The 9,306-nt window shown below is 66.9% G+C and carries 10 protein-coding genes and 1 pseudogene; 4 read left to right on the top strand and 7 right to left on the bottom strand.

Annotated elements, in window-relative coordinates:
* Window positions 1–832: 832 nt before the first annotated feature.
* Window positions 833–1,255, bottom strand: coding sequence for an NTF2 fold immunity protein (locus tag KGQ19_RS26285; protein ID WP_212013015.1), 423 nt, complete (start codon window positions 1,253–1,255; stop codon window positions 833–835).
* A gap of 1,000 nt (window positions 1,256–2,255) precedes the next feature.
* Between KGQ19_RS26285 and KGQ19_RS26280 the strand changes: the two genes are divergently transcribed.
* Window positions 2,256–2,657: a hypothetical protein gene (locus KGQ19_RS26280; RefSeq protein ID WP_212013013.1), complete on the top strand. Its 402-nt coding sequence runs from the start codon at window positions 2,256–2,258 to the stop codon at window positions 2,655–2,657.
* Between the two features lie 46 nt (window positions 2,658–2,703).
* Here KGQ19_RS26280 and KGQ19_RS26275 read toward each other — a convergent pair whose 3' ends face one another.
* Both KGQ19_RS26275 and KGQ19_RS26270 read right to left on the bottom strand, forming a co-directional pair.
* Window positions 2,704–3,375 (bottom strand): hypothetical protein, encoded by a 672-nt coding sequence (locus KGQ19_RS26275; protein WP_212013011.1) that lies wholly within the window; start codon window positions 3,373–3,375, stop codon window positions 2,704–2,706.
* Window positions 3,376–3,652: 277 nt separating this feature from the next.
* Window positions 3,653–4,096 (bottom strand): S41 family peptidase, encoded by a 444-nt coding sequence (locus tag KGQ19_RS26270; protein WP_212013009.1) that lies wholly within the window; start codon window positions 4,094–4,096, stop codon window positions 3,653–3,655.
* Between KGQ19_RS26270 and KGQ19_RS26265 the strand changes: the two are divergent.
* A pseudogene (locus KGQ19_RS26265) lies at window positions 4,059–4,259 on the top strand (IS256 family transposase); the annotation flags it as partial. The gene KGQ19_RS26270 and the pseudogene KGQ19_RS26265 sit on opposite strands and share 38 nt — an antisense overlap.
* Before the next feature lie 69 nt (window positions 4,260–4,328).
* Here KGQ19_RS26265 and KGQ19_RS26260 read toward each other — a convergent pair.
* Genes KGQ19_RS26260 through KGQ19_RS26250 form a run of 3 tightly spaced genes read right to left on the bottom strand, consistent with a single transcriptional unit; the run spans window position 4,329 to window position 5,672 of the window.
* Window positions 4,329–4,517, bottom strand: coding sequence for a hypothetical protein (locus tag KGQ19_RS26260; protein WP_368862166.1), 189 nt, complete (start codon window positions 4,515–4,517; stop codon window positions 4,329–4,331).
* Window positions 4,510–5,064 (bottom strand): hypothetical protein, encoded by a 555-nt coding sequence (locus KGQ19_RS26255; RefSeq protein WP_212013003.1) that lies wholly within the window; start codon window positions 5,062–5,064, stop codon window positions 4,510–4,512. The genes KGQ19_RS26260 and KGQ19_RS26255 overlap by 8 nt, the downstream gene beginning before the upstream one ends.
* Window positions 5,061–5,672: a recombinase family protein gene (locus KGQ19_RS26250; protein WP_212013019.1), complete on the bottom strand. Its 612-nt coding sequence runs from the start codon at window positions 5,670–5,672 to the stop codon at window positions 5,061–5,063. The genes KGQ19_RS26255 and KGQ19_RS26250 overlap by 4 nt, the downstream gene beginning before the upstream one ends.
* Before the next feature lie 237 nt (window positions 5,673–5,909).
* On the opposite strand from KGQ19_RS26250, the gene KGQ19_RS26245 reads away from it, so the two are divergent.
* Entirely contained in the window at window positions 5,910–6,725 is an 816-nt protein-coding gene (locus tag KGQ19_RS26245; protein WP_212013001.1) for a hypothetical protein, read from the top strand.
* 293 nt (window positions 6,726–7,018) lie between these two features.
* Window positions 7,019–7,630, top strand: coding sequence for a phosphotransferase-like protein (locus tag KGQ19_RS26240; protein ID WP_212012999.1), 612 nt, complete (start codon window positions 7,019–7,021; stop codon window positions 7,628–7,630).
* A 334-nt stretch (window positions 7,631–7,964) separates the two neighbouring features.
* Here the strand turns inward: KGQ19_RS26240 and KGQ19_RS26235 are convergent, their stop codons facing one another.
* Entirely contained in the window at window positions 7,965–9,305 is a 1,341-nt protein-coding gene (locus tag KGQ19_RS26235) for a serine hydrolase (RefSeq protein ID WP_212012997.1), read from the bottom strand.
* Window position 9,306: the final 1 nt, after the last annotated feature.

Genomic DNA, 9,306 nt, shown 5'->3' with positions numbered 1-9,306 from the left:
TTTCATTACCTTGCAATACATGCAATGCAACGCAACTCTGTAATGCTGCGCAAGGCAATGCCCTCCGCATAATGCACGTTATGCGGAGGACGAGAGGCGGGGGACGGGCGGGTGGTTGTAAGCCATCTCCATTGTCCTGTCCCGCTGAAGTTGGCCGGTTCCCCCTGAACCTGGCCGCGTACGCGGTTCTATCCCGTTAGACCTGGTCGCGGCTGTCCCGTCTCAGCCGTTGTGGCAGATTCTCACTACACCGTCGCGGATTCTTAGGGCGAGGTCCGAGTCTCACGACACCTGACGCGAACGTTTGCCGACCTCGGCGAGGCTGCCGGAGGGGTTGGGAGTGGCTTCGACGGTCAGGCTGCGAGCTGGTAATGCTGCCGATAGCCAGCCTGGTAGTTGGTGGAAGGTCCAGTAACGCCAACTGCCGGCGTCCGCCCCCGATCACGCCGCTGGCGATCGGCCAGCCCCTGGCCTGGGCGGTGTCGCACTGGCACACCTTCGAACCGCAGCCTCGTCGGCTCGCGCGAGGCTCGGGTGCGGTCGGCCAGACGCCGAACAAGCCGACCTGACCAGGGCGTCGCGTCGCCGAGCACAGCGGCGGCCCCCCTTGGTCCTGTGCAACTGGGGACGGGTTCCGAACCGTGCAGCCCTGCCATGCCCTGGCCACCGGCCTTGAGCCGACGTAAGTCGAAGGCATCCGGGCTAAGGCCAAGCACCTCGTCAGCCCAGGCATCCTGACCGAGCCCGAACCGGGACTGTTTACCTTGCCCTGCTTGGAAACCCGTGGCCGGCGCTATCTCGCCTCCACGGGACCCGTCCGCCCCGCCAGCCGTCAGAGATCCAGCCACCGCTTCCACTTGCCCGTCAGGGCAACGTCGACTTCCTTGAACGCGGCCTTCCACGCACCGTCCTCGCGCACCATGGCGTATCGGGCCTCGCCGCCGATCAGTCCCTCCGGCACGTAGACCCAGCACTTCCCCGGCGTTTCCTGCTCGACGCGGAGGATCGGCCCCCCGAACTCCGGCGGCGTGCCGAAGCACAGCGCTTCGTAGCGCGACTGGTGCCGAGCTAGCGCCCTCTTCGCCAGATACTTGTTGAACACCGTCTTCACTGCCGCCAGTTGCTCGGCATGCGTGGTGTCGCGCCGACAGGACTCCATCCACTCCTCCCACCGGCGCATCTCGTCGAAAAAATTCTGCGCGGCCGCTCCGGCGCCCGCTGCGTCCTGATCGTTCAGCTGGTCGTCCTGCGACATCCGCTCCACCTCTCGCGAGCAACAATGACACGGGTGAGCCGGGCCGTCAGCTCCAATCGAAGATCAACAGGGCCAGCCGCGCCGAATGGTTCGAACGGCAGCATGACCCGGGCCACCGACCTATGAGCTCTGCGTAGAGTGCACGGGTGACGGGGAACGCTGTGAGTTCGTACGGTGCGACCTCGACCAGCCAGCTGCGCTGCGTCTGCCAATCCGACAGGATCACCTGTCCCGGCGGGATCAGGACCAACCCGGCTCCCGCACTTACATCCATTGCCACAAGATCCTACCGGCGCCCGTCCCGGACACCCCTGCGGCAAGTCTTCGCAGCACACGATTGGTCGGTCGGAGCGCAGAGGATGCCAGGTTCGATGAGACGACGCCAGCCGTCCGTCTCATCGAACCTGGCATCGCTCCTGGTCGCACGCGCGTGATATGCCAACTCCAGTGAGACGGGACAGCGGCCGTAGCGATGTAACGGTGCAGGTTGGCGTCACGAGACGAACGTCGGCAGCGACCACATTGAGCGGGACGTTTCAGAACTCTTCGTAGAGCGACCAGATCCAGCGGGACGGCAACCTCGACCCCGTCCCACCCCGACTGGGCGTCCCCAAGGTCAGCCACGCGGCGACCGACCACGCTTGCTGGGACAGGACATCCATGTGCGGATCTGCATGAGTTGCCCCGTCCGAGGTCAGAGCGATGCCGCCAGTACATCGGACTCCCAGAAGCGGCACGGAACCGTCCTACAACCTGCACGGATCTGTCCACCAATCGGCAGGAAAACGTCCCGGCAGCCCTGCACGAAGATGTCTCGCCCCAGGTCAGCCTGCTGGCTGTCGCCTCCGGGTTCGAGCGTTGGGAGACGCCTTGCTTGCCGGCGCCCGCAGTCGTAATGGCCCTCCGCTCCCGAAGCTCCCGCGAAGTGACAAGTAGGCCCCGGCGGCTCTTCGTCTCGTGCTCGGGCAAGGCACGGATACGCCATTGGTAGCCTGCTGATGTGGCTGAGACCTGGGATGAGGCGCGGTTGATCGCGGATGGGTTCGAGCGTGTATACGTCGAACTGGAGTGGTGCGACGGGCCTCGGGCGGGACTCGCGGATGTCGACGGTGTGCCCCACTATTTCGAGGGCAAGGACTATGACGCCGCCGACGAGGCCGATGAATACAACGTGTGGGCAGCAAGCGAAGACGCCCTAGCGCTGGAGCGCGAGCAGTGGGCGATCTTTGCGAGGTGGAACGAGCGCTTTGAAGCAGGGATGGTCAATCAGGACAGCCAGCCTGGCCGCGGAGGAACCAACGCCCGCTACGACAAGCTCGACGTACTGCTTGCTCCACACCGGCGCGCACCAGATAAGGCCCCTCGCTCGGGAAGCTACGGCCAACCGACAAGTGACTGCTGAGACGCTGATTCCCCGGCATGCCGGCTCTTAGAACTTAGCCGTGAGGTCAGGTGCGTGGTTTGAGATGGGTGGCGAAGTGTCTCGCGACGTCGTCGGCTACTGCCTCGGCGTCGCGGGAGCCGTCGATCTCCAGGACGTGCACGCCGTGTTCCCGTGCTGCGCGTACGGCGTGTTCGGCGAGTAGCCGGTCGCGCTCGACGCGGTTCGCCTGGGCGAGCACAGGGTCGCCCACATCGACGTTCAACGCGCTGGCGCGTGGCAGAGTGCGGATCTGGTGTTGCCGGAACTCCTCGGTCGGCACCATGACGATCATGTGGTCGGGTGCGTCGAGCATGGGTGCGAGTACCTCGGGGCGCAGGCCGAAGCCCTCGGCCAGCACCGGATGCGGGCTCACGAGCGCGCGCAGGTCGTCGAATACGAATTCGAGTCGATCGTTGAAGATGGCCATGCACTCCTCGGCCAGTGCGCCCGGCGTCGAGCCCGCCCAATCCGGGCCGGGATATTCGGCGTAGGGCGAACCGGCACGGGCCCGGCGCGCGGCTCGACGCTCCAGGTGGCCTCGGGCGTCGTGGTAGTCGTAGTGGTATGCCGTCAGGCCGTGTCGGGCGGCGAGGATGTTGGAGACGGTGGACTTGCCGGCCCACTGCGCTCCGCCGATCCACAGCGCGGCGTGCAGGGTGCCGAAGGGGTCCCATTCGAAATCCGCGGAATCAGTCACGGCTGGAGTATGCCCAGGTAGACCACGGGCCGGAAGCTTCGACAACTTGGAGGAATATCACAGTCCGAATAGGGAACTGGGCGCAGCGGTCGCGCGTATTACTAAGAGAGGGCAGCAGCGATCGATGACGGCTCATGGGACTTGACTGTGGTGTCAGCTCTCGGACCAACAGACGCGCTACACCCCAAGCACGGCCAAGCTCGACGCGCCGCGATGAGGAGCTTCATGCGAGCGTCGGCGATGTCGATGTCCTCTTGAGCATCGCTGACAGGCCGGGTCAGCCGCTAGAGACCTCGTCGCGAGCGTGTCGGTATGCGACGTCGAAGGCCTCGTCTGCGCTCACCGCCACGTCCGGCTCGATGCCCACGCCCTCCCAGTTGGTCCCGGTGACCGGGTTGATTGAGCGGGCGTTGGGGATGGTGACCGTAATGTGCGGCGTCAGCGGGTACCACTCACTGGGATGGGCGCCGCCGAGGGTCGTCTCGCCGATCAGCGTCGCCCGCTTCTGGGCCTTCAGGTTGTAGGCAATCTCCTCGGCGCCGGAGAAGGTCGTTCCGCTGGTGAAGATGTAAACAGGGCGGTCGAGATAGCGGCGGCCGTCGACGTGGGCCAGGGTCCAGTACTGGCGGGTGGCGTCCTTGACGCGGGTCGTGTCCTGACTGCGGTGTAAATGATCACGGGCGGTCGAGGACGTGGCCCGCCTCGGGGCGCGGCTGATCATCCAGACCGCTCTGGAAGCGGAGGTCGAGGCGTTCCTGGGCCGCGCCCGCTACCAGCGCGCCGAGGTCGCTGTCGCTTCCGAGCGCCCAACGCGGCCCGGCCACCGCAACGGCTACTGCCCGACCACGGTCAAGACCACCGCCGGGCCGGTCACCGTGGCCCGGCTGTCCAGCCCCGCAGTCCTATGCACGGACGTCTGAAATCCTGTGCAATGGGGCGGATCGGGCTGCGGTCTAGCGCTTCTGCGCCCGGTACCACTTGAGCAGAGCAGTGATCTTCTCGGGGTCCGCGCCGCCGTTCAGTTCGATCAGCAGGTCGTCAGGACAAAGCTCGTAGAGGTCTCCCCACCATCGGTGCCCCTTGTTGTCCCAGACCTGGTAACCGCCTGGCACGCCTTTCGCCACGTACCTCCTTCTACTCACCGTCGGCGCCGGCGTTGCCATCCACGGTGGAGATGGCGCTGGACGACATGCTGCTTCCGAGGAGTTGCTCGACGCACTTGGCGTGGATGTCGGCCTTCAGCTCTTCAACTGTCCGGCCCCAGCCACCCTCCCATTCGTCGTCGACTCCGTAGATCAGCCCGAGCGGGAGGTCGAAGACCTCGTTGCTGTAGTCGGTGCGGATGATGATCTGTTCGACTTGTTGCGCGACCCACCGTGCACTGGCCTGCCCGGAAAGGTGTAGTTCGGCGGTGTACCGGAAGGCTTCGCTGGCGGCCGCTGTCACGGTGGTCGGCATGCTGACGCCCAGCTCCGCCAGGGCCGCTGGTAGGAGGTCGGTCACCGCGTGCGGGTCGCGGCCGTTGAGGCCGGCCAGCTCTCGAAGCGTTGGTCCGTCGTGGCCCTCGGCCAGCCACTGCCCGGCCCACCAGGGGACCCGTTCGGAGGCTGCGGCACCGAGGACGAACCACGCCCCCACGATGTTCGGCGTCGGCGTCTCGTCATTGCGCTGCTCGCGGTGATCGATCATCGCTGGCCCTCAAGGAAGGGTTCCAGATAGCGGTGGAGCGACGTCTTCGGGATGCCAGTCTCGGCGGCGATCTTGCCAAGGCTCTCGCCCTGCGCCTTAAGCAGCCGCGCGTACTCGATCTTGTCGGCGGGATGAGCGATCGGACGGCCGACGCGACGGCCTGCGGCCTCGGCCACACTCCGGGCGTGGGTGACCCGCTCAGCGGTGAAGGTCCGCTCCATCTCTGCGAACAGTGCCAGTAGCAGGAAAGCGACCCGACCCATGCCTTCGTCGGAGGTGTTGATCGGGAGCGGGTCGGCAAGCGACCTGACTCCGACGCCGCGTTCAGCGAGGTCGTGTACGAGGTTGAGTACCTCGCGCAGGTTCCGGCCGAGGCGGTCGAGGGTGTGGACCACGATCGTGTCCCCGTGTCGGGCGTAGGCCAGCAGGGCGGTCAGGCCTTCGCGGTCGACGGTCGCGCCGGTCTTCTTGTCGGTGTAAATCCGCTCGGCCGGGATACCTGCGGCGCCGAGGGCGTCGAGTTGGCGCTCCAGGCTCTGCTTGTTGGTGGAGACCCGGGCATAGCCGAGGTCGAGTCCGCGCAGCGGATGGGTGTCGACGAGGGCGATGCCGAAATCGTACCGGAAGTCATGGCTGTAACAGGATTTCGGAACTCTAGTTGTGGAACTGTTTGTGGAACGGCGAAGGACGGGTTGTCAGGTCCCTTCGGACGGCTCAGTGGTCCGTTCCACTTCCAAGGTTCCGGAACGAGCGTCCTACCGTCATCAGGCCCATGTTCGGCGACCCCGACTGCATGCTGTGGCTCGATGGAGCGTCCGTCCTGCGGCTGACGTAGCCTTCCCTGCATGTCCCCGATCGCTCACCCGCTCACGGTTCCGATTCAGGCAGACTCGGTGCTCTCCCCGCGACTGGCCTACGGTCACCTGCCGATGTTTCCCGAAGACGAGGACTACCCGCCGAACGCCATCTACTTCCCCTTGCCCTACAACGAAGGCGGCTTTGGGCGGGTGACGTTCGAAGGACTCGACGCCGTTCGTGGATCGCGCGGCGAGCACCTGCCTTATCCACGCGCCGAGCTACTCACCGCACCGGCGACGTACGGAGATTGGGTCTACGAAGTCTCCGATTCGCCGTGGCTCGCCGAACGCCACGCCTACGAGAACCATCACTACCAGACCCCGCTGCTGGACACCCACCAGCACTACCTCTTCAGCTTCCACGACGAGTTCGTCGAGGCCATCGCCCAGGGGATCTGGTTCGACAAGCCGGACCCCGACAGGCCGCTTGCGCCGGTGCCCGCGCACCCGCTGGCCTTGCTGGACCAAGGCGAGCCTGCCGAGACACGCCGATCGCCCTCCGGGATCTCGTGGGAACTCCGGCGCTGTGGCAAGGACAAAGCGACTCTTCTTCAGGACTCACGTCTGTGTTCCCAGCGTCTCTACCAGTTCAGCCTGGTGCTCGACGGCGAAAGCCGCGAGTCGGCGAGCGTATGGCTGCGTACATCGCGAGGCCGCACCTACTCGCGGATGACCAGGGACTGGGTCGGCGAGTTGGTCCGTCACGACGGACTCGCGGCTGCCGAGGACTTCCTTGACGAATGGGAGCGCTACGTCCATGAGGTGGCTGGCCGCAGACGTTCAATGGGGAAGTCGGTGGAGTAACGGCTGGCATAGCCGAGCGATCAACGCGACTCACCCGCTGCTGAGAGAGTCCCTTGCTACGTGGCGGGAGTTCGGGAACGGCCCGCTGCGAGCCCGGACCGCGCTGCGGTACCCGGCGCGGTGAGGTCACCGCAGTGACCTGCGATGTGACACCTCGTGCAGTTTCACTGATATCGAAGTGGAGTTCCCGCAGGACAGCGAACTGCAACATCGCAACGTGGACGCCGGTGGCGGCCGGCCGCTCGCGCAAATTCCTCACGTAGCTGTTGCCACAGAATAGAAATGGAAGACCGATGACTGAGGCTCCGTTGTGCGTCGTCCTCACCGGCCCGTCCGCGGTCGGCAAGTCGACCCTCGCAGAAGCCATCCAGGAGTACTGGGAGGAGCCGCTGCTGCGGTTCGGGGTCGACGAGCTTTATCGGATGGTGCCGGGGCAGTGGGCCGGAGGCGTGAAGAACGCCCGGCACGCCTCCCAAGGGTTCACCTATCAGAATGTGGAGCATATGCCGGGGGCGCGGCGGATCGACAACGGCCCCGATGCTCTGGCCATGCTTTACGCGATGAACGCGGCAATCGTGGCGATGCTCGCCTCGGGCGTCGGGGTGGTGGTGGACGGCCAGGCCTTCGAGCCGGCCGTGAACGACGATCTGCAGGCCCGACTGCGCCGGATGCGCGACGAGGGGACGGCGCGCATCGCCGTCGTCGAGCTCGCGGTGGCCGACGAGCAGCTCGCCGACCGGCACCGCCGCCACGCCCACCCGACCGGCCTGTCCCTGCACCAGAACACTCTCCCCAAACAGGCCAAGGACCCCGACCTGGTGGTCGAGACCACGGGCCTGACCGCGGCCGAGGTGGCCGACGTGGTCTGCGGGTGGCTTGACAAGGAGTACGCCGGACCCCGATGACCCGCCCCGGTTCCCGGTCTTCCGGCACGCGCCGGCCGTGGCGGTTAACGGCACCCCGACCTCGGCGGCGACACCCGGCCATGGCTGAACAACCCCGCCTCGGGATCCACGCCGGCGCCGCGATGGCCGAGGACCTGGTTGGCGACGGCACCGCCGCCATGATCTTGCGGGCCCGGCCGAGATCGATGCCTCGGTGCTGACCGGGTCCTGGCGGCGCCTGCCTGGTGCTGGCCGCCCCGCACCTGGAGCCGGGCACGGTGGACTGGAAGGCGTACAGCTTCTGCGTGCTGGAGCAGCTGCTGCGTACTCCTATGACCTGCGGAGTCTCCGCCCGTCAGGCGGTGCGGCGGGCGGCGAACGCGCCGTTGTGCAGCAGGGTCGCCTGCCCGTCGGCGCCGATGGTGAAGGCGATGTCCCAGGTGTGGTGGCTGGTGACGGCGTCGTCGGCGGGCAGGAAGCGGTGGTCGGCGATCGGCAGCAGCTCGGTGTGGATCTTCTCGGAGCCGGTGCTGTGGGCGTCCAACAGCAGGGTGCCGGCGACCGCGGTGACCGCGTAGTGGACGCCGTGCGCGTCGTATGTCCCGGTGTACGCGGACACGTCGGTCTCCAGGCCGGGTACGGGGACGGGCCGTTGCGGTTTCGCGACGCCGAGCCAGTCCCGGAAAACCACGTCGAAGACCGTGTCGGCGAACGGGTAGCCCTTGTGCGGGGTGTTCACGATCGTCGCCACCGCCACGTTGAGGGCCGGCACCCAGAGCAGGCAGGACGATCCGTTGGGGGTGGTGCCGCTGTGTCCGAACACCTCCACGCCGTCCCAGACCTTGCGGTACGGGCCCACGCACCAGGAGTCGGCGAAGACCCGGGCCGGGACGCCCACCTGCGGTGACTCCATGGTGGCGACGGCGTCGGCGGACAGCAGGACGGTGGCGTCCTCGGCCAGGCCCCGGCGCAGGAAGAGGCTTCCGAAGCGGGCGAGGTCGCGGGCCGTGGTCGCCAGTGACGAGCCGGCCGGGCCGCATCCGCGGGCGAAGCACCACGGCCGGACCACGCCGTCGACGTGGCCCACCGCGACGCGATGGTAGGGCAGGTCCTCGAACAGGCTGACCGACTCGACGAGCCCGGCCGGCCCGAGCAGCCGGTCGCGCAGTGCCTCGTCCCAGCATTGGCCGGTGAGCGCCTCGATCAGCAGCCCCGATACGTTCGTCGAGGCGTTGCTGTAGCCGTAGGACGATCCCGGCGCAAAAGTGAGCGGGATGTCGGCCAGGAGGTCGATGTAACGGGCGACGGCGTCGTCGCCGCGCCCGGTGTCGGTGTACGGACCGTTGTCCAGGCCGCTGGTCATCGACATCAGCTGGCGGGGGGTGATCCGGCGCCACTGCTCGCCGGCGGCGAGCCGCACGTCCGGCAGGTAGCGCGTGACGGGCGCGTCGAGATCGACCAGGCCGGCGTCGGCCAGCTGCATCACCAGCGCGGCCGTGTAGACCTTGGTGGTGGAACCGATCTGGAAGACGGTGTCGTCGGTGACCGGCGTGCCGAGCTCCGCGTTCGCGGTCCCGGACACCGCCTGAAGGAGCCCGTCGCCGCTGAAGACGGCGACCTGGGCACCGGTGATGCCGAGCTGCTCGCGGCTGTGGTCGCAGAGGTCTTGGAGGGCGCGGGTAGTGAAGGTGGGCATG

Origin of the sequence: Catenulispora pinistramenti, from assembly GCF_018274385.1 — a bacterium.
Classification (GTDB): Bacteria; Actinomycetota; Actinomycetes; order Streptomycetales; family Catenulisporaceae; genus Catenulispora; species Catenulispora pinistramenti.
Note: the sequence above shows the minus strand (reverse complement) of the source record. Positions and strands in the feature narration are given on the sequence as shown.